Origin of the sequence: Arthrobacter sp. V1I9, from assembly GCF_030817075.1 — a bacterium.
Lineage (GTDB): Bacteria > Actinomycetota > Actinomycetes > Actinomycetales > Micrococcaceae > Arthrobacter.
The window spans coordinates 3,104,090-3,129,231 of record NZ_JAUSYU010000001.1; the positions used below are offsets into that span (position 1 = coordinate 3,104,090).

Here is a 25,142-nt window from a genome sequence, read left to right on the forward strand (position 1 = left end):
GCAGGTGCCTACATCAACAGGAGGATCTTGCCCACGTGGTCGCCGGAATCGAAATACTCGTGCGCGGCCTTCACTTGTTCCAGCGGGAAGGTCTTAGCCACGAGGGGCCGGATCCTGCCGTCACTGACCAGGGGCCAGACTGCGTCGCGGACGGCGCTCATGATGGCTCCTTTTTCCTCCACCGGCCGGGGCCGCAGGGCTGTGGCCACCACCGCTGCGCGCTTCTTCAGCAACTGTCCCAGGTCCAGCTCGCCTTTGGCGCCGCCCTGCAGGCCTATCACCACCAGCCGGCCGTAGTCCGCGAGCGCGTCCACGTTCTGCGGCAGGTACTTGGCACCAACGACGTCAAGGATCACGTCAGCGCCCCGCCCGCCATTCTGCTCGCGGAGACTCGACGGGAAGTCCTCTTCTGCGTAGTTGATGGCGATGTCCGCGCCCAGGAAGGCTTTCGCGGTTCCCACCTTTTCGTCCGTTCCGGCCGTGGTGGCCACCTTGGCTCCCAGCGCCTTGGCGAGCTGGATGGCCATGGTGCCGATCCCGCCGGTGGCGCCGTGGATCAGGACCGTCTCGCCGGCCTGGAGCTGGGCGGTCATCACCAGGTTGGAGTACACCGTGGCGGCAACCTCCGGCAGGGACGCAGCCGTGACCAGGTCCACGCCGTCGGGCACCCGCAGCACCTGCTCCGCCCGCACCGCCACCTGCTGGGCGTATCCGCCGCCTGCCAGCAGCGCCACCACCTTGTCGCCGATTGAAAACGGCTTGCTGACACCGGGGCCAAAGCCGGCTATCCGGCCGGAGACTTCCAGGCCCGGGATCTCCGAAGCGCCTGGCGGCGGCGGGTAAAAGCCCCTGCGCTGCTGGACGTCCGCACGGTTCAGGCCCGCGGCGACGACGTCGATGAGCACCTCCCCCGGTCCGGGTACCGGGGAGTCCGCCTGGCGGATCTCCAGTACTTCCGGGCCGCCCGGTTCGGATATGTAGACGGCTTTCATGGAACACTCCCGTTTCTGACTGAATACTGGCTGCAACCAGTGTGCACCGGACACCTTCCGGTCTCTGTTTTGTTGCAGGCAAGTGCCTATGAAACACTACTAGTCGAGGAAGGTTGTCCGAGCGGCCGAAGGAGCTAGTCTTGAAAACTAGTGTGCGGTAACCCCGTACCAAGAGTTCGAATCTCTTACCTTCCGCGATTGGGACCCCTGTCCGCCAGCATGCTGGCCGGCAGGGGTCCTTCGTTTAACCGGGCAGCTGCCCGGGAATGTAACGTACCGGCCCGCAGCCGGTTTCAGGCTTCGCAAAAATCCCCCAAAAGAACCGGCGGCCGGAGCTTCCCCTAAAGCTACCGGCCGGTATCCTTTTGTGATGGCCGGCACATGTGGTTCCGGCCACCAAATCAACCACTGCTGACAGCATCACCGGACCGGGCCACGGGGGCTCCGGCCGGTGGGGCGGTCTGTTCCGCTGGGGAACGTCCTGCCGAATGCACGCGCTATCAACCTTGCGTTCATTCATCGCTGTTTTGATATGCCGGATACCACTTGACCAGGAGCAGGATCCGGGCCCCTTGTCCATCGGTACAACCCGGACACCTTCCATCGGCTCCCCCACCGGGGAGACCCTTCTGAAAGTAAGAGCAGATGCAAACACCTTGGAAATTAGCGCTGGGTACAGCGTTGACAGCCGGGCTCATAGCTCCGCTGGCAGCCTTTCCCGCGCTTGCGGACGGCACGGCCGCGGAGGTCCCGCCCGCGGCGGGAACCTCGCCGGTTGTCATCAACGAGGCCTACCTCAGCGGCGGCAGCGCAGGCGCCGCCTACAAGCACAAGTTCGTTGAGCTGTACAACTCATCGGACGCCCCGGTCTCCCTGGACGGCTGGTCGGTTCAGTACCGCTCCGCTACCGGCACGGCGGCTCCCACCGGCGTGGCCGCCCTTTCAGGTTCCATCCCGGCCAAGGGGTATTTCCTGGTCCAGGGTTCCAGCAATGGTGCAAACGGCGCGGATCTCCCCGCTCCGGACCTGATGGCAGGCAGCCTGAACTTCGGTGGCGCCGGCGGCACCATTGTGCTGGCGAAGCAGCGTACTGCCGTTACGTTGGCCACCGGCTCCCAAGTGGAGCCTGCGGGGGTGGCCGATCTCCTCGGTTACGGAAACTCCAACACTTTCGAAACACTGGCGGCCAAGGCCCCCGGAAGCAATACCGACGTCAAGAGCCTTAACCGGGCAGTCGGCGCGGACAACAACAGCAATGCCACGGACTTCAGCCTGAATGCTGCCATCACTCCTACGGCCGCGGGCGGCACCACCAGCCCGGATCCGGATCCCACTCCTGAACCCACACCTGATCCCACGCCCACGCCCACCACCAGGACCATCGCCGAAATCCAGGGCACGGGCACCGCAAGCCCGTTGGTTGGGTCCACGGTAACCACCACGGGCAAGGTCACCGCTGTCTTCCCCACCGGCGGGCTCAACGGCTACTACCTGCAGACTGCGGGAACCGGCGGGGATCTGACGGCAACCAACCACGCTGCCTCAGACGGCATCTTCATCTACTCCCCCGCCACTGCGGCGTCGGTCCAGGTTGGAGACCACGTTCAGGTGACCGGCGCCGTAACCGAGTACTTTGGAATGACCCAGCTCAACGTCACCGCTGCGGCAGGGCTCACCAAGCTGACAGAGCCCGCACCCGAAGTGAAGGCCACCACCTTTACGCTGCCCGCCAACGAGACCTTCCGCGAATCCCTGGAAGGGATGCTCCTGGCCCCCGAGGGCCCGATGACGGTCACGGACAACTACACCCTCAACCAGTACGGCGAGGTGGGCCTCGCCGGCGGAACAACTCCGCTGGTCCAGCCCACCGCCGTCGCTCCCTACGGCTCCGCCGAGCATGCCGCCGTCGCCGCTGAAAACGCGGACAGCGGCATCAAGCTCGACGACGGCTCCAGCACCAACTTCCTCAAGGACGCCGCCACCAAAGCCCAGGTCCTGCCCTACCTGACCACAACCGACCCGGTCCGTGTGGGCTCGCCTGTTACGTTCACCACCAACGTGGTGCTCGGCTACAGCAACAACGCCTGGAAGCTCCAGCCGCTGACCCACCTGACGGAGGCCAACAAGGCCGCCGTCCAGCCGGCGACCTTCGGCGCCACCCGCACTGAGGCTCCGGCCGCGGTGGGAGGCAACCTGAAGATCGCCTCCTTCAACGTCCTCAACTACTTCCCCACGACGGGTGACACCCTGGCAGGCTGCACCTTCTACGAGGACCGGGCCGGTAACCCCATCACCGTCCGTGGAGGCTGCGACGCCCGCGGGGCTGCCAACGCCGAGAACTTCGAACGGCAGCAGGACAAGATCGTTGCGGCCATCACCAAGGCAGGCGCCGATGTTGTCACGCTGATGGAGATCGAAAACTCCGCGCAGTTCGGCAAGAACAGGGATGACGCCCTGGCCAGGCTTGTGGACGCCCTGAACGTCGAGACCCCGGGTATCTGGGATTACGTCCGCTCGCCTGCCAACGCCCCGCCGCTCAGCGATGAGGACATGATTCGCACCGCCTTCATCTACAAAAAGGCCGTCGCAGAACCGGTGGGTGAATCCATCATCCACAATGACACAGCAGCATTTGCCAGCGCACGCAAGCCGCTGGCCCAGGTCTTCAAACCAGTGGGCGGCGGCGCCGGAACTGAGTTCATTGCCATCGCCAACCACTTCAAGTCCAAGGGCTCTGCTGCCACGCCGGAGGACACGGACAAGGGCCAGGGCGCATCAAACCTGGCTCGAACAGCCCAGGCGAAGTCCCTTTTGGAGTTCATCAAGTCCCTGCAGCAGTCCAAAGGCACGGACAAGGTCTTCCTCATCGGCGACTTCAATGCCTACGCCAAGGAAGACCCCATCAACGTATTTACCGCCGAGGGCTACGTCAACCAGGACGAAAAGGCACGCAACGCCGACGGCACCGCCAAGCACTCCTACCTGTTCGGCGGAATGGTGGGTTCCCTTGACCACATCCTGGCCTCCCCCGCGGCGAACGCTGCGGTCACGGGCGCGGACATCTGGAACATCAACTCGGTGGAATCCGTAGCCCTGGAGTACAGCCGGTACAACAACAACGTCACCGACTACTACGCGCCGGACCAGTACCGCGCCAGCGACCACGATCCCGTGATTGTGGGCCTGAACCTGGAGTCTGCTCCCGCCACAGTTGACCTGAACTTCCTGGGCATCAACGATTTCCACGGCAGGATCGACACCAATACCGTCCAGTTCGCCGGCACCATCGAAAAGCTCCGCGCAGCTGCCGCTCCCGGCGCCACCGCTTTCCTCTCGGCCGGCGACAACATCGGGGCGTCGCTGTTCGCGTCCTCCGTCGCCAAGGACCAGCCCACCATCGATGTGCTGAACGCCCTGGAGCTCCGGGCGTCAGCGGTGGGCAACCACGAGTTCGACGGCGGCTGGGCGGACCTGCGGGACCGCGTCATCGCACGCGGTAACAACGCCAAGTTCCCCTACCTGGCAGCCAACGTCTACCTGAAGGGCACCACCGAACCGGTGCTGCCCGAGTTCACCGTCCTGGACATGAACGGCATCAAGGTGGCAGTCATCGGCACCGTCACGCAAGAGGTTCCCTCCCTTGTGACTCCCGCCGGCATCGCTGACCTTGAATTCGGCGATCCCGTCGAGGCAATCAACCGGGCAGCGGCACGGATCACCGCGGATAAGCTTGCCGACGTCATCATCGTGGAAAACCACGACGGCGCAGGCTCGGGAACCGTGGAAGGCGCCACCTTGGAAGAGGAAGTGGCAGCCGGCGGTCCGTTCGCGAAGCTCGTCACGGAAACGTCGTCCGACGTCGACGCCATCTTCACCGGCCACACGCACAAGGAATACGCGTGGGACGCCCCCGTTCCCGGAGCCGAGGGCAAGACCCGCCCGATCGTCCAGACCGGCAACTACGGCGAGAACGTCGGGCAGATCCAGCTCACCGTGGACACAGCCACCAAGCAGGTGACGGCGCACAAGGCCAGCAACGTCAAGCGCACCACCGACCCCGCCGCGGACCTCATCGCGGCCTACCCGCGCGTGGCCGCCGTCGACGCCATCGTCAAGAAGGCACTCGCCGAGGCCGCAGTCGTGGGCAACCAGCCCATTGGCGCAGTCACGGCGGACATCACGACCGCCTTCACCACGGACGCCGCCGGCGTCGCCAAACGTGATGACCGCGGGAACGAGTCCACCCTGGGCAACCTGGTGGCCGATTCCCTGCTGAATTCACTGCAGCCTGCCGAACTGGGCGGCGCCGAAATCGGTGTGGTCAATGCGGGCGGACTTCGGAGTGAGCTCTACTACGCCCCGGATGGAACCATCACGTACGCGGAGGCAAACGCCGTGCTGCCGTTCGTGAACAATCTCTGGACCACGTCCCTGACTGGCGCCCAGTTCAAAACCATGCTCGAACAGCAGTGGCAGACCAACCCGGACGGCACGGTTCCCAGCCGCGCCTACATCCAGCTCGGCCTGTCCAAGAACGTGAACTACACCTACGACGCCGCCCGGCCAGCCGGGGACCGCATCACTTCGGTGCGGGTGAACGGGGCCGTGCTCGATCCCGCAAAGTCCTACCGGATCGGCACCTTCAGCTTCCTGGCCACAGGTGGCGACAACTTCCGGATATTTACGGAAGGTGCCAACACGAAGGACTCGGGCCTGGTGGACCGGGACGCGTGGATCGGGTACCTGCAGGACAGCAGCCCCGTTTCGCCGGACTTTGCCCGCCGCTCCGTGGCCGTCACCAACACCACACCCGGCGAGGTCAAGCCGGGCGATCCCATGACGGTGGCCGTCTCGAAGCTGGACCTGACGTCGCTCGGCAGCCCAGTTAACAAGACGCTTTCAGCGGTGTTCACCGACTCCGCCGGCACCGCGACCCAACTTGGTTCCGTACCGGTTCAGGCCGGTGCGGCCAACGTCAGCATGGCTGTTCCCGCGGGAGCTGCTGCAGGAGCAGGGACGCTGGTCCTCACCGCGGCGGAATCCGGCACGGCCGTCATTGTTGACGTGAAGGTGGCCAATGTTGTGGTTGAACCGGTGTGCACCGCGCCGGCCAAGCCGACCAAGTGGTACGACGTGCTGGGCTGGATCCGCTACGCTGCAGCCTGGCTGCAGTACCAGGTGTGCCTGCGCGACTAAGGAGCTAATTTCGGCGGTCCCGTCGACGCTCTTTCACTTAATGCGCGTATTGCCCGAACGCTCTCTCCTCCAGGTGAACTGAATTTCTCAGTCCAACTATCGGGGACCAGTTCAACTGGGTGAGAGAGCGTTCGGGTTTAAGGCGCGAAAGGTGAGAGAGCGTACGGGTTTAAGGCGCGAAAGGTGAGAGAGCGTACGGGTTTGCTACCGCACCAGGATGGCGCCGGCGATCTCGTCGGCGTCGCGCAGGGTCCGCTGGCCGCTGCGGTAGTTCGGCCCGCCGGACTGGACGGCCTCGGCGGCGATGGCGGTGCCCCACTGGGCGGACGAGAGCTGAAGCCCCAACACGTAAAGGCCTTCCGTCACAGCCCCGTTCGCTGCCACCGGGCGGTATGGGTGCGGCTCCATATCCAGGCCGGTGGACTGAACGGGAGCGCCCTCCACCGACATCATGAGGCGCGGCCGGACCAGGCCGTCCGCCAGCAGTTGCTCCAGAACCGGCGAATCGTTGGCTGAGACTCTGTTGCCCGGTGCTAGGGCCTCCACCATGGTCCGTGCGGCCACCGGGGCGTCGTCCACCCACGGGGAGAAGGCAGTAAAAACATTGTTCCGGCGGTCCACCCCGAACTTGGGGTCGGGCCCCACGAAGCTGACCACCCCTGCCCGGGCCAAAGCCGCAAGCTGTTCGGAGCGCAACGCGGGAGGCCCGCTGGCCAGACCTTCCACAAACGATTCAAACCAGCCACGCAGCCCGGCAACCCAGGACTCGTCGGTGATGCCGCCGTCGGCCACGGCAGTCTTCAGCACGGCGCGCCCGTGATGGAGGGCACCGATGGCCATCTTCACCGGGTCATCCTCGCCGAGCGCGGACCGGCGGGCATCGTCCAGCAGGTATTCCACGACGGCGGCGTCGTGCTCGGCGCGCGAGGCGAAGGAGCGTCCCGCCAGCGGCGCCGCGAGCCCCGGCAGGTCCAGCCGGTGCCGGGGCCCCACGTGGACGGCCAGCACGCTCTCCACGCTGTCCTCCCAGTTGGCGGCACTGTGCGCATGCGGGTGCAGGGCTTCGTCAAGGGCGGCAAGGAAGGCGGCGGGATCAGGGACAGCGTTCGGCTGCGAGCGCACGAGCGTTGAGTAGTAGGCCCACAACGCATCGCGGTGCAGGAGCGGCCAGAAGTCATGGTCGAACGCCGGGCGGATCCCGGCCTTACGGAAGCGTTCCAGCGCCGCCTCGGTGAAGTAGCGCAGGGTGACGGATGCCGGGTAGTAGCCGGCCAGGGCAGCTTTTGCACGGTAGGGCGTCCCCCGCCGGGAGGCAGCAATGATGTGCGGTTCCTGGCCCGAGGGCTCGTACTGGAGCACCGCGCCGTTGCTGACGAACTTTCCGCCGCGGCCCTCGGTCAGCTGGCCCACGGTGTCGAAGAAGTTCAGGCCCATGCCACGGACCAGGACCGGTTCCCCGGCGGGGATCAGGGACCAGTCCACGTCGGCGGGCACGGCCGGCGGCAGGTACCGCAGGCCCAACTGCTCCGCCGAGGCCTGCAGGTCCCGCTGTTCGGGGTTCAGCCGGGACGGGATGTGGCCCAGCGCCAGCACCACGGACCCGGTGCGGATCGTCGCCCCCGTGGCCAGCACGACGTCGAACGTCCCGTCACCCGACGGGCCCACGGACAGTGCCGAGGTTTCGTGGAAGTCGATGGTGACGCCGCCGGGCGCGTTACGCGCCAGCTCCTCCAAGGTGCTGCGGAGGTAGCGGCCGTAGAGCGCGCGGCTGGGAAAATCGCTGGAGGCCAGGACGGCAAGTTCTGCGAGCTCTTCCGCACTGAGGTCCGGCGACGGGTGCTTTTGCTGCCCGGCCCGCCATTGCTCGAAAGTGGTGCCGGCCACGGGCGGCGCCAAGGAAGGGTCCTCCGGAATCACTGTGGGATAGAAGGACTGCGTGTTCATCAGGAACAGCCTGGACTGCCCCGGCTGCCACACATGCCCCGGACCTGCCGGGTAGGGGTCGATGACGTCGATATGGAGCAGAACCTGGCCGGCGCCGGAAGCAATCCGCGCGGCACTGCGGGCGAGCAGGCGTTCCAGGACGCTGGTGCCCCGCGGACCTGCCCCAATAATGGCGGTCCGTATGCTCTGCGTTATTTCCACGGCATCCAGAGTACGGGCTGAAAGCAAAGGATGCGCTGAACGCTTGACTTGCTACCGGAGCGGCGATGTTGCTTGGATGGGGCGCATGACCACCACTGCAGCTGATCCAGCGCCCGCCCCCGGTTCCGGCAACACGTCCGGCGCCCCCTCCGGCATCGCGCCCGAGCCCATTGACGAGAATGTCTGGCTTGAGGAGATTTACGGCGAGCAGCAGCTGGCGTGGGTGAAGGAACAGAATTCACGCACCGAAGACCTGCTGGAGGACGCCGAGTACGTGGAACTCGAGGGCGGCATCCTTGAGGTGCTGGACTCCACGGACCGGATCGCCATGGTGGGCAAGCGCGGTGACTGGTACTACAACTTCTGGAAGGACCAGCAGAATCCCAAGGGCCTGTGGCGGCGCACCACCTGGGACAGCTACTGCACCGAGACGCCGGACTGGGACGTCCTGCTGGACATCGATGCCCTGTCCGCCGCCGAGGGCGAAGAGTGGGTGTTCCACGGTGCAACCTTCCTCCGCCCGGCCCCGGGCGAGCCCCACCGGCTGGCGCTGCTGGCCCTGTCCCCCGATGGCGGGGACGCCAACCGCTACCGGGAATACGACGTGGAAACGCGGACGTTTGTGGACCCTGCGCAGGGCGGCTTTGACCTGCCGACGGCGAAGGGCAACGTCTCGTGGCTGGACGCGGACACGCTGCTGGTCGCCTCCACCGGCGAGGGGCTTCCAAAGACGGCCTCCTCCTACGCCCGTACTGCCGTCACCCTCAATCGTGGCGGCTCCCTGCCCGAAGCGCCCCGCCTGTTCGAGGTGCCCGAGGACCACATGATGGCGGTAGTGGCCCACGACTCCACGCCCGGATTCGAACGTACCTTTGCCGTTGACTACATCGATTTCCACAACCGGAGCAACGCCGTCCTGCGCGACGGCTCCTGGGTGGTGATCGACGTGCCCACCGACGTCAACGTCAGCGCGCACCGCGAATGGCTGCTGTTCCGCCCGCAGCAGGACTGGGTGCACAACGGGTCGACGTATCCCGCGGGCTCGCTCCTCGCCGCACCATTTGAGGACTACCTGGCCGGCTCCCGTGACGTCTCGGTGCTGTTCACCCCGGATGCCACCACGTCACTGCAGTCCTGGAGCTGGACCCGGAACTTCCTGCTGCTCAACCTCCTGAAGGACGTGTCCTCCGAGATTCGCGTCCTCGACCCCTCCCGGCCAAGCGGTGCCGCGGACGGTGCCTGGAAGTCCACTCTCCTTGATGCCTGCCCGCCACTGCACGACGTCAACGCCTACGCTGTGGACGACGAAGACGAAACCGACGGCGCCGGGGACGACTTCTGGCTGATCGCCACGGGCTTCACTACGCCCAGCACGCTGATGCGGGGCACTTTGGAACGCGCGGCGTCGGGGACGTCCGGCGTGGTGAGCCGGCACGCAACAGTCAAGACGTCGCCGTCGTTCTTTGCCGACGAAAACTATGAGGTGCAGCAGCACTTCGCCGTCTCCGATGACGGAACCCGGGTTCCCTACTTCCAGGTCGCCTCCCGCGACCTCGCGCTGGACGGGCAGAACCCCACCCAGCTCTCCGGTTATGGCGGCTTCGAGGTGTCCCGCACTCCCGCGTACAGCGGCACGGTGGGCAGGGCGTGGCTCGAACGCCGCACGTCCGCGTCCTCCAACGCCACCAACGGCGAAGCGCCGCACTCCCGCGGCGGCGTGTACGTGGTGGCGAACATCCGCGGCGGCGGCGAGTACGGGCCAGGATGGCACCGGGCCGCACTGCAGGAGAACCGGCACAAGGCATACCAGGACTTCGCGGCCGTGGCGCGCCATCTCATCTCCCGCGGCGTCACCTCGCCGGAGCGGCTGGGCTGCGTGGGCGGCTCCAACGGCGGACTCCTGGTGGGCAACATGCTGACGCAGTACCCCGAGCTGTTTGGGGCCGTATCGTGCGGCGTGCCGCTGCTGGATATGCGCCGCTACACCAGGCTGTCCGCGGGCCATTCGTGGATCGCCGAGTACGGCGACCCTGACGTCCCGGAGCAGTGGGAGTACATCAGGACTTTTTCGCCGTACCACCTGCTCAAGGACGGGGTGGAGTACCCGGAGACGTTCATCTGGACAGCGACCTCCGATGACCGGGTGGGTCCGGTGCAGGCCCGCAAAATGGCTGCCCGGATGCTGGCCATGGGCATCCCCAATGTCTGGTTTCACGAGGCCCTCGAAGGCGGACACGCGGGAGCCTCGGACAACCGGCAGGCCGCGGCGCTGCAGGCCCGCAGCCAGCATTTCCTCTGGAAGGCGCTGGCCGGCGGGACGGAGTAGTGGTGTCCCTGGTGGTTAGGCGGGCGCTGCCGGCTGACGTGGAGCGGCTGGCGGAGGTGCACGTCCGCTGCTGGCAGGAGGCGTACCAAGGCATGTTGTCCGATGGGTTCCTGGCCGCGCAGGGTCCCGAAACCCGGCTGCCGCTCTGGCGCCACCTCCTCGAAGCAGCGGAGCCTGCCGAAGCGTGGGTGGCCTGCTACGACGGCACCGTCGTGGGGTTCGCGGGCATCCGCCGCGCGCCCGACGGCGGATCGTCGCACCCCTTTGGGGCACCATCGTCAGGGGACCTGGAGCTGTGGGGACTGTACCTGTTGGCATCGCACCAGGGGCTGGGCCTGGGACGCCGTCTCCTGGAGGCAGCGTTGGGCGACAGCCCGGCAAGCCTGTGGGTGGCGGCGGAGAACGGGCGCGCTATCGGCTTCTACCGCCACTTCGGGTTCGCTCCCGACGGCGCCGCGGATGTGATTCCAGACTGGGAAAACCTGCGCGAAATCAGGATGGTGCGGCCCAGGCACGCTCCGCCGCTGCTGTGAGGGGGGCGATCCCGGCGCGCCTGGAGGGGCCGGGCCGCCCGTTTTGCACTGCGTGCCACGTTCTGCGTATCCTTGGTGGGCTAGGAATAGCAATTGGAGACGTGCCAGAGCGGCCGAATGGGCTTCACTGCTAATGAAGTGTGGGGCACAACTCCACCGGGGGTTCAAATCCCCCCGTCTCCGCGTTTGGCCCCGGTCCTGGACCGGGGCCTTTTGCGTATCGGCGGACGGACAAGTGGCTCCCCGGATGCCGCGCCGGTGGAATGATGAACGGATGGCAGCAAGGAACGCGGTGGATGAGGCCGGCAGCACGAAGGCATGGAGCCCCCGCCTGGCCCTCCTGGTGGCCGCCACCTTCTTTATGGAGTTCCTCGACGGCACCATCCTCACCACTGCCATCCCCAACATCGCTGCCGATTTCCGGGTTCCCGCCGCAGACGTGAACATCACGATGACGGCGTACCTGCTGACCGTTGCCATGGGCATCCCCCTCAGTGGCTGGCTGGCTGAACGGTTTGGCGCCCGCCGCATCTTTTGCCTGGCCATTGTGATTTTCACCGTTGCATCGCTGGCTTGTTCGCTGAGCCAGGACCTTCCCGCGCTCACCCTCAGCAGGATCGTTCAGGGTTGTGGCGGCGCCATGATGGTTCCGGTCGGAACCCTTCTGGTCCTGCGTGGAACGCCCAAGGCAGACCTGCTCCGCGCCACGGCGTTCCTGGTGTGGCCGGGCCTGCTGGCACCGGTCCTGGCACCATTAGTGGGCGGGGCCCTGACCACGTACCTGTCCTGGCACTGGATCTTCCTGATCAACCTCCCGCTTGGTGTTGCGGCGTTGCTTGCCGCCCTGCGGCTGGTCCCGGCGGCGGCCGGAGATCACCTGCGGCGGCTGGATTGGCCGGGGCTGTTCCTCACTACGCTCGGCGTGGGCGCCCTGGTGGCCGGACTCGAACTGGCCAGCACCCATCCGGACGCTCCCTGGGCAGCCCTGAGTGCAGGATCGGGTGCGGTTGCTGTTACCTTCGCCGTGCTCTGGATGCGCCGCACCCGCAACCCCCTCTTTGACCTCGGGGTTTTCGGCACCCGAACGTTCAGGGCCACGGCCACCGGAGGTTTCGTATACCGGCTGACCATCAGCTCCGTCCCCTTCCTGCTGCCGCTGATGTTCCAGGCCGGGTTCGGCTGGTCACCGCTGCACGCCGGCGCCATGGTGGCTGCCGTCTTTATCGGAAACATCGGCATCAAACCGGCCACTACACCCCTGATCCGGCGGTTCGGCTTCAAGCCGGTGCTCGTCTTTGCTTCCGTTGCTTCTGCGGCCACCTTTGCCCTCTGCGCCCTGCTCACGGCAGAGACCCCTGAGCCGCTGACCTTCGCCCTGCTGGTCTGCAGCGGCGCCTTCCGCTCCATCGGTTTCTCGGCCTACGCGTCGGTTCAATACGCGGACATCGTCCCGGCACAGCTCACCTCGGCCAACACCGTTTCTGCCACCCTGGTCCAGCTCGCGGCTGCTGCCGGCATCGCCGTCGGAGCCTTGCTGATCCGGCTGTTCGACGGGCTCAGCACCTTCCCGGAAGACCCCGCCGGGCCATTCCGTGGTGCATTCGTCACCATGGCGGTGCTGATGCTGGCGAGCACGGCCGACAGCCTGTTCCTGCCGCGGCACGCCGGCGCGGAAGTCAGCCAGCGCAAGGCCGAGCGGATCTAGGCCACCAGGGCTCAACCAGCCTGGGCAAGGACCAGCGGCAGGACAGCCCCGGCCCCGGCCTGACGAAGGGCCCGCCCGGCAACCGTCACCGTCCACCGGCTGTCGGTCAGGTCATCGATCAACATCACCGGCTGCCCCTGCACTGCGCCCAGCGCGGCTTCGAGCTCGGGACCCACGACAAGCCGGTCCCAGACCCCTGCGAGACGGTACGCGCTGTTACCGCCACGGCCTCCGGTAGGACCACCGTGGGCCAGCTGCAGCGCACCCAGGTAGGGAATTTGCCCGATCTCCGAGATTCCCCGGGCCAAAGAGCCCACCAGCTCCGGCTTGCTCCGCGAGGGGATGCTCACGATCGCCGCAGGCCGGCCGACTCCGCTCCAGCCAGGATTGCGGCCATCGCCGGTCCCCCATTCCCGCAGAACCTGCACGCAGGCCTGGAGCATGGCGGGGTCCACGGGCCGGGCTTCAGCTCCGGCCGCAAACAGCCCGCGCAAAGCGCCACCCCAGCCAAGATCAGTAAGCCTGGCCAGCACGCGTCCCTCGGCAAGGCCTTCCCCGGGCTTGAGCTTCCCCTTGACCGGGACTCCCAGCCGGTCCATGCCGCTGGGCCACTGCAGCCTGGCCTCCAAAACCCCGCCTGCCCTGCTCAGCGTCTGGCTGGCGGCTTCCGTAGCTGTTTCGGCGATGTCTGCCCGGAACCAGCGCCCGGCGCAGTTGTCGCACCGGCCGCAGGCGCGCGCGGTTTCGTCGTCGAGGACGGAGGTGATGTATTCCATTCGGCAGCCGGCGGTGTCCTGGTAAACCACCATGGAGTCCTGTTCGTCCACACGCGCCTCTGCTATCCGCCGGTACCGCTCGGCGTCGTAGATCCAGGGCTGGCCGGTGGACCGCCATCCGCCTCCCACCCGTTCGACCGCGCCGTCAACGGACAGGACCTTCAGCAGCAGTTCCAGCGGGGTGCGGCGGAGGTCAACCCGCGCCTCCAGCGCCACCGTGGAGAGCGCAGTACCGGCTTCCGCCAGGGCGGTAAGGACGGCCGCCGCCTTTTCTTCTGAGGGCATGGACGCGGTGGCGAAGTACTGCCAGATGTCGCGGTCCTCCGAGCCGGGAAGCAACAGGACATCGGCGTTGGCGGCACCACGCCCGGCACGGCCCACCTGCTGGTAATAGGCCACCGGGGAGGACGGCGCCCCAAGGTGGACCACAAAGCCCAGGTCAGGTTTGTCGAAGCCCATCCCCAGGGCTGAGGTGGCCACCAGTGCCTTGACCTGGTTGTCCTTCAGCAGCTGCTCGGCCCGTTCCCTGTCCGCTGGATCGGTGCGGCCCGTATAAGCCAGCACGTCGTGCCCGGCTTCGGCGAGGAGCCGGGCCGTATCCTCTGCCGCCGACACCGTCAAGGTGTAGATGATGCCGCTTCCAGGCAGATCGGCCAGATGTGTCAGGAGCCAGCCGAGGCGCTGCTTGGAGTCCGGCAAGGACAGGACGCCCATCCGCAGGGAATCACGGCCCAGCGAACCACGGATGGTGAGGACGCCGTCCCCAAGCTGCTCCTCGATGTCGTGCACCACCCGCGAGTTCGCCGTGGCGGTGGTGGCCAGCACCGGAACTGTCTCCGGCAGCTGGGTGATCAGGTCCGCGATCCGCCGGTAGTCGGGACGGAAGTCGTGGCCCCAGTCGGAGATGCAGTGGGCCTCGTCAATAACCAGCAGGCCGGTCCGCCGGATAAGCTCCGGCAGCTGGTTTTCCCGGAAGGCCGGGTTGGTGAGCCGCTCCGGGGAGACCAGCAGCACGTCCACCTGGTCCGTGGCCAGCTGCTCCCGGACGGTGTCCCATTCCAGCTGGTTGGCGGAGTTGATGGCAACGGCACGCACCCCGGCCCGGGCAGCGGCCGCCACCTGGTCCCGCATCAGGGCAAGCAGGGGCGAGACGATGAGCGTGGGCCCGGCACCGCGGCGCCGCAGCAGCAGGGAGGCAACAAAATAGACGGCCGACTTGCCCCAGCCGGTGCGCTGGACCACCAAAGCCCGCCTCCCGCCGTCGACCAGCGCTTCAATGGCTTCAAACTGCCCCTCGTGGAATGCAGCCCCGGGGTGTCCCACGAGCTCGCGGAGTACTTCCAATGCCTGCTGGTGGGTTGTGGAAGCGGAAGCAGGACCGGCGGATGGGGCTGCAGAGCCGGGCGGAAGACCGTCAAAATGCGGGGCAGGGTCAGAAATTGCTGTGGCGTGCTGGTTATCGACCATTGGTTCAGTATCCCAGCCGGCCCTGACACCAGGCACGCACGCAACCCTTATGTGGACAGAGCGGGAACACCGCGGTCGCCGGGACCCGCCGTCACATACAGCGCTTCCCAACCTGTCCACCGCAGCCACTTCCGCCGTCCACGTAAGATAAAGCCCGTGACTAGCGAACAGACAACGACTTTTGACCTTTCGGCATCCTTCAAGGCGTACGACGTGCGCGGCATTGTGGGCGAATCGATTACGGCCGAAATCGTCGAAGCCGTGGGGGCCGCGTTCGTGGATATCCTGCAACTCCAGGGCCAGACGATCCTGGTGGGCGGCGACATGCGCCCCTCCTCCCCTGAGTTCAGCAAGGCCTTCGCCAGCGGCGCAACGGCCCGCGGAGCCGACGTCGAACTCCTGGACCTGATTTCCACTGACGAGCTGTACTTTGCCTGCGGTCACCTTAACCGTGCCGGCGCCACTTTCACCGCCAGCCACAACCCCGCCGGCTACAACGGCATCAAGATGTCCAAGGCCGGGGCCGTGCCGATTTCCTCCGAAACCGGCCTCAAGGACATCCAGGCCCTGGCCGAGCGATACCTCAACACCGGCTCTATCCCGGCTGCCGAAAAGCGGGGCCGGATCAGCGTCCGCGATGTGCTGAAGGACTACTCCGAATACCTCCGCAAGCTCGTGGACCTCTCCTGCTCCCGTCCCTTGAAGGTGGTAGTGGACGCGGGCAACGGCATGGCAGGCCTCACCACCCCGGCAGTCCTGGGCGACGCCCTGCTCCCCAAGCTTCCGCTGGAGATCGTTCCCCTGTACTTCGAGCTGGACGGCTCCTTCCCCAACCACCCTGCCAACCCGCTTGAGCCGGAAAACCTCCGCGACCTGCAGGCGGCAGTGCTCCAGCACGGCGCTGACATTGGTCTGGCTTTCGACGGCGACGCTGACCGCTGCTTCGTCATCGACGAGAAGGGCGAGCCGGTCTCGCCGTCGGCCATCACGGGGATGGTGGCCCGCCGCGAGATCGCCCGTGCCAAGGCGCAGGGCGAAGCTACTCCCACGATCATCCACAATCTCCTCACCTCGCGTGCCGTGCCCGAGCTGGTGGCGAACGACGGCGGCCGGGCAGTACGCACGCGTGTCGGCCACTCCTTCATCAAAGCCGTCATGGCAGAGGAAGGAGCAGTGTTCGGCGGAGAGCACTCGGCGCACTTCTACTTCCGTGACTTCTGGAACGCGGACACGGGCATGCTCGCGGCAATGCACGTCCTTGCCGCCCTGGGCGAGCAGGACGGACCGCTTTCCGAGCTGGGCCGCGAGTACGAGCCCTACGTATCGTCGGGCGAAATCAACTCCGAAGTTGAGGACAAGGCCGCCGCAGTTGAACGGGTACGCCTCGCTTTCGCGGATCAAGACCTCACCATCGACGGGATGGACGGCAGCACATTCACGGCCAACGACGGCAGCTACTGGTTCAACCTGCGCCCGTCCAACACCGAGCCGTTCCTCCGGCTTAACGCAGAGGCCACGGACCGCCCCACCATGGAACGTGTCCGGGACCGCGTCCTTTCGATCGTCCGGGCCTAGTCCACGCATGGCTGAGGACACGGGATTGGACTCCGGAAGAGGTGCCGGCGGGCAGGCGTCCTGGCGGGACTCCGTTCCCGAGAGCACGGCCACGGACCTTGAGAACCTTCTGGGGACGGGCATCAGCGCCGCGCAGGAACAGCTCCAGCGCAACGGCGGGTTCCTGCCCTTCGCCCTGACAGTTCAGAACGACGGCGAGGTACGCCTGGTTGCCGTTTCCCCGGCGGATGCGGAGGAAGGCTCCGATGGGGACTTCGACGCCGATGCCATGATCAGCGACCTCACGGCCCTGCTGCGGCAGAACCGGGAAGACTTCCGGGCAGCGGCCGTGGTCTGCGACATCCTGCTCGTGGAGGAGGACTCGGACGCCATCCACGTGGCAACTGAGCACCGTGAGGGCCCGGTGTTCGCCGCCGTCCTGCCCTACTCGGCCGATGCTGCCACCAGGACCTGGGAGTTCGGCGAGCTTGCCGCGGACACAAGCGAACCCGTTATCTGGGTGGACTAGACCGGCGCCGGGGCCATGAAGATCAACGCTTTTGCTGATGTGAGCCTGCGGGCCCTGATGGTGCTCGCAGCCGTTCCTGGCGGCACCCTGCTGACTACACAGAACATTGCGGACACCGTGGGAACCCCCTACAACCATGTCAGCAAGGCAATGGCGAAACTGCGGAACCTGGGGCTGATTGAGGTGGAGCGCGGCCGGACCGGTGGCTCCAGGCTGAGCCACGCCGGCCGGATTGCCACCGTGGGGCAGATCCTCCGCCAACTCGATACCCGCGCCGACGCTGCAGAGTGCGTTGCCCCGAGCGGCAACTGCCCGCTGATCAACGAGTGCAAGCTCAGGTCCGCCCTCTCGCGGGCGCGTGAGGCGTTTTACCGCGAACTCGATGGCGTGGTCATCGCCGATCTTCCCGCGTCCCGGCAGATGGCCCCGGTGTTCGAGATGATCGGGTTGCGGCCGGGGCTCTAGGCACCTGCAGTGCCCGGACATCTGGCCCGCTTCCTAAAAGAGGACGACGACGGCCCCGCACCTTTCGCTGGAAAGGTGCGGGGCCGTCGTCGTACTTCAGGACGCCGTTGTCCCGGGCGGTGGGGACTCAGCCCAGACGGGACTTCAGGCTGGTGAGCTCCGACTGCAGCGCATCCGGCAGGGAGCCGCCGAAGTTGGCGAACCATTCTTCGATGGAAGCGAGCTCCTTGGACCATTCCGCCGGGTCCACCTTGACTGCTTCCTCCACCTGGGCGGGGGTCATGTCCAGGCCTTCGAGGTCGATCGCGTCGCCGGTGGGCACGAAACCGATGGGAGTCTCCACGGCTTCCGCTTTGCCCTCGAGGCGCTCGATGGCCCATTTGAGGACGCGGGCGTTGTCGCCAAAACCGGGCCAGGCGAAGCCGCCCTCGGAGTTGCGGCGGAACCAGTTGACCAGGAAGATCTTGGGCAGCCGCTCGGGGTTGGCCTTGGCCGAGAGGTTAACCCAGTGGTTCAGGTAGTCGCCTGCGTCGTAGCCGATGAAGGGCAGCATGGCCATGGGGTCGCGGCGCACCACTCCGACGGCACCTGCTGCGGCTGCAGTGGTTTCCGAGGACAGCGTTGCGCCCATAAAGATGCCGTTTGACCAGCTGCGGGCTTCGGTGACCAGCGGAATGGTGGTCTTGCGCCGGCCGCCGAACAGGATGGCGGAAAGCTCCACGCCGTTGGGGCTGTGGTACTCCTCGGCGAGCATGTCGATCTGGTCGATGGGCGTGCAGAAACGGGAGTTGGGGTGTGCGGCGGGCTTGTCCGAGTCCGGGGTCCAGGAGTTGCCCTGCCAGTCGGTAAGGTGCGCAGGCACCTCGTCCGTCATGCCCTCCCACCAGACACCGCCGTCGTCGGTCAGCGCCACGTTGGTGAAGATGCTGTTGCCCTTGGCGATGGCGCGCATGGCGTTGGGGTTGGTGCCCCAGCCCGTGCCCGGGGCTACGCCGAAAAGGCCTGCTTCGGGGTTGACGGCGCGCAGTTCGCCTTCCTTGCCGAACCGCATCCAGGTGATGTCGTCGCCGAGGGTTTCAACCTTCCAGCCCTGGATGGTGGGGTCAAGGAGGGCGAGGTTGGTCTTGCCGCAGGCGGACGGGAAGGCAGCGGAGACGTAGTACGTCTTCTGTTCGGGCGAGGTGAGCTTGAGGATCAGCATGTGCTCGGCCAGCCAGCCCTCATCGCGTGCCATGACAGAGGCGATGCGCAGGGCGTAGCACTTCTTGCCCAGCAGCGCGTTTCCGCCGTAGCCCGAGCCGAAGGACCAGATGGACCGCTCCTCGGGGAAGTGGACAATCCACTTGTCCGGGTTGCAGGGCCAGGGGACATCAGCCTGGCCGGGCTCCAGCGGCGCGCCCAGGGAGTGCAGGGCGGGGACGTAGAACGCATTCGTTTCGGTGATGCGGTTCAGGACGTCGGTGCCGATGCGCGCCATGATGCGCATCGAGGCGACAACGTACGCGCTGTCCGTGATTTCGACGCCGAACTTGGGGTCCTCGGCGTCGAGGTGGCCCATAACGAACGGAATGACGTACATGGTCCGGCCGCGCATGGATCCGGCGAACAGGCCGCGAAGCTTGTCCTTCATTTCTGCCGGCGCCATCCAGTTGTTGGTGAAGCCCGCGTCATGCTCCTTCTCGGAGCAAATGAAGGTCTGCTCCTCCACGCGGGCCACGTCGGCCGGATCGGAGAATGCCGCGAACGAGTTGGGGAACAGTTCCTGGTTCAGCCGGGTCAGTGTTCCTGCCGCCACCAGCTCGTCCGTCAGGCGGGTGTTCTCCTCTTCCGAGCCGTCAACCCAGTAGATGCGGTCCGGCTGCGTAAGCTCAGCAACCTCTTCGACCCATGCCAGCAGACCGGCATGTGTGGTGGGTGCGTTGTCAAGCAGCGGCTTCTGCGCCAGATCGCCCATTTCGGTTCCCTTCCTCGGGTTCATCGGTGTGTGCTAAATGCTATGGTCCGGACCACGCGGGTTTTTTGGACGTATGCTGAGCATTAAGGGCCGTCAAAACGCGTTTCCGCGCGAATTCAAGGAATTCCAGGCTCAAATCGTACAATAAAGTGATGAAGGTCACCTATACCGGTCTAGTTGCCGAGATTACAGGCCTCTCGATTTGGCATCGCGGCCAACCCTCGCGTAAAGTAATTCGAGGTTCAGGGAGAGCGGTTCTTCTCCCGGGACACAATATGCGCCCATAGCTCAGCTGGATAGAGCGTCTGTCTACGGAACAGAAGGTCAGGGGTTCGAATCCCTTTGGGCGCACAGACAAGGTCCGCACCGGTTCGCCGGTGCGGACCTTTTTGCATTGTGCCGGCTGCTGCTTCGCACCCGCGCCCCAGGATCAGCAACCCGGCGCCGCCAAAAGTTACGCAACTGGCGGCCGCGTGCCTTTCCCGATGCGGCCCCCGCGTCAGATCCCCGGCGTAGGCTTTCCCCATGATGCCCGAGGCAATTTCGCGTGAATTTGATGTTGTAGTGATCGGCGCAGGCGCCGTAGGGGAAAATGTAGCGGACCGGGTGGTGCAGGGCGGCCTTACCGCCGTGTTGGTGGAAGCGGAACTCGTGGGCGGCGAGTGCTCCTACTGGGCATGCATGCCGTCAAAAGCCCTGCTCCGCCCCGGCGCCGCCCTCCACGGAGCGCAGACCGCCCCGGGAGCCAAGGAAGCAGTGACGCGGACCCTTGACGCTGCAGCCGTGCTGAGGCGCAGGGACGTTCTCGCATCCAACTGGCAGGATGACGGTCAGGTCAAGTGGGTGGAGGACACCGGCATCGAACTGATCCGCGGCCATGCATGGCTGACTGCGCCGAAGTCGGTTGAAGTCGCAGGCCTCGACGGCAACTCCTACCAGCTTCAGGCCCGTCATGCGGTGGTGCTGGCCACTGGTTCAGCGCCCAACACTCCCCCCGTCAAGGGGCTTCAGGGCGTGCAGGTGTGGGGCACACGGGAGGCAACCTCGGCCAAGGAAGTGCCGCCGCGGCTGGCAGTGCTGGGTGGCGGCGTAGCCGGGACAGAACTGGCCCAAGCCTACGCACGGCTGGGTTCAACAGTAACGCTGGTGGCACGGAGCGGGCTGCTCGGGAAATTCCCGGCGGAAGCAGCAGGCCTGGTCGCGGCCGGGCTGCGTGCCGACGGCGTGGAGATCCGGCTCAACACGTCTACGGAAAGCATCCGCGAGAACGACGACGGGACGCTGAGCCTGCAACTCGGTGACGGTTCCAGCGTTACCGCCGAAAAGGTCCTGGTGGCCACAGGGCGACATCCGGCCTTGCAAGGCCTGGGGCTGGAGAGCCTGGGACTCGACCCGAATGAGGCAGGGCACCTCGCCCTGAGGGTTGACAATTCGGGGCTGGTGGAAGGAGTTCCAGGCGGCGGGTCCTGGCTCTACGCAGTAGGCGACGCCGCCGGAAAGAACCTGTTTACCCACCAGGGAAAGTACGAAGCCCGCGCCACGGGAGACGCCATCGCCGCCCGGGCCAAGGGGGAACTGGAAGGCGCAGCCCACGACTGGAGCCGCTTCGCGCAGACTGCCAACGAGCACGCCGTACCCAGTGTTGTCTTCACCGACCCGGAACTCGCCGCGGTCGGACGCACCCTGGAAACTGCACAAAAGGACGGCTACAACGCTTCTTCCGTGGAACTGCCTATCCAGGTGGCGGGGTCCTCGCTGCATTCCGAGAATTACGAGGGGTGGGCGCAACTGGTCATAGACGAGGACCACAAAGTTCTCCTGGGTGCGACCTTCGCCGGGCCGGATGTGGCGGAACTCCTGCACGCAGCCACCATCGCGGTGGTGGGCGAAGTGCCGCTGGACCGGCTGTGGCACGCGGTCCCCTCCTACCCCACTGTTAGCGAGGTCTGGTTGCGGCTCCTCGAAAAGTACGGGCTGTAGGATTATTTGAACTGACCGGTCAGTTTGATTAGGATGGGTGCTGAACACGTCGGCGAAAGGCGCCCCCCTTGCTCCTAGCTCAGCAGCTCCACGTCCACGGCCGCCGGGACCCCCTGCTCCCGGCGACGTCCCTCCAGGCCAGCCGCGGGGAGCTGACCCTCGTTTCCGGGGAACGGCAGGACCATCGCACGGCATTGGCCCTGGTGATCAGCGGCAGGATGAAAGCCTGTAAGGGCTGCGTCAGCTGGGACGGCCGCCGCGGGATTAGACAGCTCCGCATGGCGAGCGCACTGGTGGATGCCCCGGGCGTTAATGAGCCCGAGCGGCACCTGAGTGTGCGCGACCTGGTGACGGAGGACCTGGCCCTGATCCCCCGCCGCTACCGGGGCGCCCTGCTCAGCAGTCCATGGCTGAAGGTGAACAGCTTTGAGGACATCGCGGACCTGTGGACCGAGCAGCTCGCTCCTTCCCGCCGGCTGGAGCTCCTGACGGCGCTGGCGCTGGCCAACCCGCATACGGACTTGCTGGTGGTCGACTCCCCCGACCGGCACAGCGCCGGTTCAGGCAGCTGGCTGCCGCGCCTTCAGGAGCTGGCGTCCGACGCCGGGCGTCCGCTCGCGGTCGTCGCTACGGTAGCTGCCCTGCCGTCGTCGTGGTCCGGGCCCGTCGTTGCGATTGGCAATGCGGTGCCCCGCGGGCTCCCACCCGAGTCGGAAGCCGGGACGGAAAACCACGGGGGTACGAGTGAAGCCGCCCTCGAACGTGAGGATGCCAAGTGACGATACTGCGGCTGGCCCGCTCCGAACTCAAGCGGATGACCGGTGGGCTGCTGCCGAAGCTGACCATCCTCGCGCTGACGTTGGTCCCCCTGCTGTATGGCGCGGTATACCTCTATGCCAACTGGGACCCGTACGGCAACCTGGACCAGATCGACGCCGCCCTGGTGATGGAGGACGCCGGTGCCGACGCCAGCGACGGATCGGAACTCCAGGCGGGCAGGGAAGTGGCCGACAGCCTAGTGGACGGCAATGTCTTCCACTGGATTCCCGTAGCGGGCGGGAAAGAGGCGGACGAGGGCGTCGCCAGCGGAAAGTACGCCTTCGCACTGAAGATACCGCAGGACTTTTCCGCCCACCTCATATCCCCCGGCAGCTTTGATTCCGCCAGCCAGGCCATGCTCAACGTCACCACCAATGACGCCAACAACTACCTGCTGAGCACCATCGTGGACAAGTTGACCACCTCCGTGCACAGCACCGTTGCAGCCCACGTTGGAGAAGAAACAGCCAACCGGCTGCTCACGGGCTTCGGCAGCATCCACACGCAGATGGTCAAGGCGGCAGACGGCGCCGGCCAACTCGCCGATGGAGCGGCGGCCCTCCGCGACGGCTCTGCCACCCTTCACGAGGGAACCGCCGGCCTGAGCAGCGGAGCCGGTGAGCTGTACGCGGGCCAGCTCAAACTGCGCGATGGGGCCAACCAGCTGACCGATGGCGCCGGCCAATTGAGCACCGGACTCTCCGTTTTGAAAGACAAGACGGCAACGTTGCCCGGCGACTCCCGGACACTGGCAGCGGGTGCCGCGCAGGTGGCCGCCGGAAACGCGCAGCTGAACACCAGGGTCCAGGACGTGGCCGCCCAGCTGGAGGCGGCGGACCAGGGACTTCGCGCCCGCGTGGTGGAGTCAAACAACAGGCTGATTGCTTCCGGGGTCCTTACCCAGGCGCAGGCGGACAGCATCCTGGCCGACTTCGACTCGGTGGCCGCCTCCAGCCCGGTGGCGGCAGCCAAAACGAAAATCCAGACAGACGTTGCACAGATCCAGCAGCTGGCAGACGGCGCCGAGGCCGTCAGCGTAGGTGCGGCAGAACTGGCCGCCGGCACCCCCGCGCTGAGAGATGCCATCGCCGAGGCCTCCGGTGGTGCTGACCAGCTCCACACCGGCGCCGCGACGCTGGCCACCGGGGAGCAGTCGGCAGTGGACGGCGCCGGCGCAGTGGCGGAGGGAGCGCGCAGGCTCGACGCCGGTGCAGCACAGCTCGAGGAAGGCGCGGGCTCGGCCGCAGAAGGTTCCAGGACCCTCGCCGACGAGATCGGCAAGGGTGCAGGACAGGTGCCCAACCGGGACGACGCCCAAAAGAGCAACCTGTCCCGCGTTATCGCCGACCCCGTGGCCGTCAGCAACATCTCCCAGGCGAAGGCGGGATCCTATGGGGCCGGGCTTGCACCGTTTTTCCTAACCCTCGCCCTGTGGATCGGCATCTTTATGCTGATCCAGGCAATGCGGCCCCTCACCCAGCGCGCACTGGCCTCCAACGCCCGTTCCTGGAAAATCGCCCTTGGCGGCTGGCTGCCCTTCCTGGCCGTCTCGGCGGTGCAGGCCACCCTCCTCACCCTGGTGGTCAACCTCGCACTGAACCTCGACCCCGCCCATCCGGTCCTGATGTGGCTCTTTATGCTGGCTGCGGCCACGGCCTTCAGCGCCATCATCCAGGGCGCCGTGGCGCTGCTGGGCTCCCCGGGCAAACTTGTGGTGCTGATCCTTTTGGTCCTGCAACTGGTGTCCTCCGGCGGTACTTTCCCCTGGCAGACCACACCACAGCCCCTCCATGTGGTGCACGAAATCCTGCCCATGGGGTACGTGGTCACTGGAATGCGGCACCTTATTTACGGAGCTGACCTATCGATGAATGTTCCAACCGTGCTGGGACTTGCGGGGTACACAGCACTGGGGCTGGTGATGTCCACCCTCGCCGTGCGCAAGGGCAAGTACTGGACGCTCAAGACGCTGAAACCGGAGATAGCACTATGAGCTCCCGGAATTCCGAGCCAGGGAAGGAGGACCTGGAGCCGGCCAAAAAACTGCGTCCTGCCCGGACTACTGCTACCCGGCAGAAGCTCTTTGACGCTTCCATGGAGCTGATCGGTGAGCGCGGCGCGGCCGGAGTAACCGTTGACGAGATCGCAGCTGCGGCGGGCGTCTCCAAGGGAACCGTCTACTACAACTTTGGCAGCAAATCGGACCTCATCGCCCAACTGCTGCGCCATGGCGTGGATATCCTCAAGGCGCGCCTCCTTGCGGCGCCAGACCGAGCTTTGCCCGAGGGCGGGCCAGCAGACGCAGGCACCCGCCAAGACCCCTTGCTGGCAATGGAGGCAATGATCGGCCAGGCCATGGACTTCATGGCTGAATACCCCTCCTTCGCCCGGCTCTGGGTCAGCGAGAACTGGCGTACCCCGAGCGAGTGGCAGGGGACGTTTACGCTCCTGCGCGCCGAGCTCCTGGCAGTCATCGGCGACGCGGTGGAAAACGTCGCCCAGGCCTACCCGGTGGATCGGTCCGTTTCGCGGGGCAGCCTGGAAACAGCAATTTTTGGCGCGTGCTTCGTGGTGGGGCTTGACCGGCAAACCTACAACCCGGAGCGCACGCGTGACCAAAGTGTTGCAGCAATCATGGCCATCATGCGCGGCTACGTGCTGAAGCAATCCCCTCCTCGGGGATGATGGTGAACATGCGTCA

General features: G+C 66.0%; 15 protein-coding genes and 3 tRNA genes. 14 read left to right on the forward strand and 4 right to left on the reverse strand.

Features of this window, described 5'->3' with window-relative positions; all coding sequences use genetic code 11:
* Positions 1-8: 8 nt before the first annotated feature.
* Positions 9-992, reverse strand: a complete 984-nt coding sequence (locus QFZ70_RS14475; RefSeq protein ID WP_307096594.1) for an NAD(P)H-quinone oxidoreductase — start codon at positions 990-992, stop codon at positions 9-11.
* A 107-nt stretch (positions 993-1,099) separates the two neighbouring features.
* Here QFZ70_RS14475 and QFZ70_RS14480 point away from each other — a divergent pair.
* Together QFZ70_RS14480 and QFZ70_RS14485 are read left to right on the forward strand one after the other, a co-directional pair.
* Positions 1,100-1,187 (forward strand) — tRNA-Ser (locus QFZ70_RS14480).
* A 450-nt stretch (positions 1,188-1,637) separates the two neighbouring features.
* Positions 1,638-6,188 (forward strand): ExeM/NucH family extracellular endonuclease, encoded by a 4,551-nt coding sequence (locus QFZ70_RS14485; protein ID WP_307096597.1) that lies wholly within the window; start codon positions 1,638-1,640, stop codon positions 6,186-6,188.
* 204 nt (positions 6,189-6,392) lie between these two features.
* Here QFZ70_RS14485 and QFZ70_RS14490 read toward each other — a convergent pair whose 3' ends face one another.
* Positions 6,393-8,333 (reverse strand): FAD/NAD(P)-binding domain-containing protein, encoded by a 1,941-nt coding sequence (locus tag QFZ70_RS14490; RefSeq protein ID WP_307096599.1) that lies wholly within the window; start codon positions 8,331-8,333, stop codon positions 6,393-6,395.
* Positions 8,334-8,418: 85 nt separating this feature from the next.
* On the opposite strand from QFZ70_RS14490, the gene QFZ70_RS14495 reads away from it, so the two are divergent.
* The 4 genes from QFZ70_RS14495 (at position 8,419) to QFZ70_RS14510 (ending at position 12,897) form a co-directional block, all read left to right on the forward strand.
* On the forward strand, positions 8,419-10,659 hold the full coding sequence (locus QFZ70_RS14495) for a prolyl oligopeptidase family protein (RefSeq protein WP_307096600.1): 2,241 nt from the start codon (positions 8,419-8,421) through the stop codon (positions 10,657-10,659).
* A gap of 2 nt (positions 10,660-10,661) precedes the next feature.
* Positions 10,662-11,192: a GNAT family N-acetyltransferase gene (locus QFZ70_RS14500; protein WP_307096601.1), complete on the forward strand. Its 531-nt coding sequence runs from the start codon at positions 10,662-10,664 to the stop codon at positions 11,190-11,192.
* Positions 11,193-11,287: 95 nt separating this feature from the next.
* A tRNA-Ser gene (locus QFZ70_RS14505) sits at positions 11,288-11,375 on the forward strand.
* A 91-nt stretch (positions 11,376-11,466) separates the two neighbouring features.
* Positions 11,467-12,897: an MFS transporter gene (locus QFZ70_RS14510; protein ID WP_307096602.1), complete on the forward strand. Its 1,431-nt coding sequence runs from the start codon at positions 11,467-11,469 to the stop codon at positions 12,895-12,897.
* Between the two features lie 11 nt (positions 12,898-12,908).
* On the opposite strand, the gene QFZ70_RS14515 is transcribed toward QFZ70_RS14510, so the two are convergent.
* On the reverse strand, positions 12,909-15,140 hold the full coding sequence (locus QFZ70_RS14515) for an ATP-dependent DNA helicase RecQ (RefSeq protein WP_307096604.1): 2,232 nt from the start codon (positions 15,138-15,140) through the stop codon (positions 12,909-12,911).
* 156 nt (positions 15,141-15,296) lie between these two features.
* On the opposite strand from QFZ70_RS14515, the gene QFZ70_RS14520 reads away from it, so the two are divergent.
* The 3 genes from QFZ70_RS14520 to QFZ70_RS14530 are packed head-to-tail and all read left to right on the forward strand — an operon-like array spanning position 15,297 to position 17,688.
* Positions 15,297-16,715 (forward strand): phosphomannomutase/phosphoglucomutase, encoded by a 1,419-nt coding sequence (locus QFZ70_RS14520; RefSeq protein ID WP_307096606.1) that lies wholly within the window; start codon positions 15,297-15,299, stop codon positions 16,713-16,715.
* A gap of 7 nt (positions 16,716-16,722) precedes the next feature.
* On the forward strand, positions 16,723-17,223 hold the full coding sequence (locus tag QFZ70_RS14525; RefSeq protein WP_307096609.1) for a hypothetical protein: 501 nt from the start codon (positions 16,723-16,725) through the stop codon (positions 17,221-17,223).
* Positions 17,224-17,238: 15 nt separating this feature from the next.
* Positions 17,239-17,688, forward strand: coding sequence for an Rrf2 family transcriptional regulator (locus QFZ70_RS14530; RefSeq protein ID WP_307096610.1), 450 nt, complete (start codon positions 17,239-17,241; stop codon positions 17,686-17,688).
* 127 nt (positions 17,689-17,815) lie between these two features.
* Here QFZ70_RS14530 and QFZ70_RS14535 read toward each other — a convergent pair whose 3' ends face one another.
* A complete protein-coding gene (locus tag QFZ70_RS14535) occupies positions 17,816-19,642 on the reverse strand; it encodes a phosphoenolpyruvate carboxykinase (GTP) (protein ID WP_307096611.1) in 1,827 nt (608 codons plus the stop codon).
* A gap of 277 nt (positions 19,643-19,919) precedes the next feature.
* Here QFZ70_RS14535 and QFZ70_RS14540 point away from each other — a divergent pair.
* The 5 genes from QFZ70_RS14540 to QFZ70_RS14560 all read left to right on the forward strand — a co-directional run bounded on the left by QFZ70_RS14540 (position 19,920) and on the right by QFZ70_RS14560 (position 25,126).
* A tRNA-Arg gene (locus tag QFZ70_RS14540) sits at positions 19,920-19,993 on the forward strand.
* A 174-nt stretch (positions 19,994-20,167) separates the two neighbouring features.
* A complete protein-coding gene (locus tag QFZ70_RS14545; RefSeq protein ID WP_307096613.1) occupies positions 20,168-21,622 on the forward strand; it encodes an NAD(P)/FAD-dependent oxidoreductase in 1,455 nt (484 codons plus the stop codon).
* 68 nt (positions 21,623-21,690) lie between these two features.
* The gene (locus QFZ70_RS14550; protein ID WP_307096614.1) at positions 21,691-22,401 is read left to right on the forward strand and encodes an ABC transporter ATP-binding protein; all 711 of its coding nucleotides are present in this window, start codon (positions 21,691-21,693) and stop codon (positions 22,399-22,401) included.
* A complete protein-coding gene (locus QFZ70_RS14555; protein ID WP_307096616.1) occupies positions 22,398-24,434 on the forward strand; it encodes a YhgE/Pip domain-containing protein in 2,037 nt (678 codons plus the stop codon). The genes QFZ70_RS14550 and QFZ70_RS14555 overlap by 4 nt, the downstream gene beginning before the upstream one ends.
* A complete protein-coding gene (locus tag QFZ70_RS14560; protein WP_307096618.1) occupies positions 24,431-25,126 on the forward strand; it encodes a TetR/AcrR family transcriptional regulator in 696 nt (231 codons plus the stop codon). The genes QFZ70_RS14555 and QFZ70_RS14560 overlap by 4 nt, the downstream gene beginning before the upstream one ends.
* The last annotated feature ends 16 nt before the right edge of the window (positions 25,127-25,142 follow it).

Excerpts from the sequence above, each read along its gene's own strand:
- QFZ70_RS14545 (WP_307096613.1), top strand. The coding sequence starts at position 20,168 with ATGATGCCCGAGGCAATTTCGCGTGAATTTGATGTTGTAGTGATCGGC.
- QFZ70_RS14515 (WP_307096604.1), bottom strand. The coding sequence starts at position 15,140 with ATGGTCGATAACCAGCACGCCACAGCAATTTCTGACCCTGCCCCGCAT.
- QFZ70_RS14495 (WP_307096600.1), top strand. The coding sequence starts at position 8,419 with ATGACCACCACTGCAGCTGATCCAGCGCCCGCCCCCGGTTCCGGCAAC.
- QFZ70_RS14560 (WP_307096618.1), top strand. The coding sequence starts at position 24,431 with ATGAGCTCCCGGAATTCCGAGCCAGGGAAGGAGGACCTGGAGCCGGCC.
- QFZ70_RS14525 (WP_307096609.1), top strand. The coding sequence starts at position 16,723 with ATGGCTGAGGACACGGGATTGGACTCCGGAAGAGGTGCCGGCGGGCAG.
- QFZ70_RS14530 (WP_307096610.1), top strand. The coding sequence starts at position 17,239 with ATGAAGATCAACGCTTTTGCTGATGTGAGCCTGCGGGCCCTGATGGTG.
- QFZ70_RS14475 (WP_307096594.1), bottom strand. The coding sequence starts at position 992 with ATGAAAGCCGTCTACATATCCGAACCGGGCGGCCCGGAAGTACTGGAG.
- QFZ70_RS14510 (WP_307096602.1), top strand. The coding sequence starts at position 11,467 with ATGGCAGCAAGGAACGCGGTGGATGAGGCCGGCAGCACGAAGGCATGG.
- QFZ70_RS14485 (WP_307096597.1), top strand. The coding sequence starts at position 1,638 with ATGCAAACACCTTGGAAATTAGCGCTGGGTACAGCGTTGACAGCCGGG.
- QFZ70_RS14535 (WP_307096611.1), bottom strand. The coding sequence starts at position 19,642 with ATGGGCGATCTGGCGCAGAAGCCGCTGCTTGACAACGCACCCACCACA.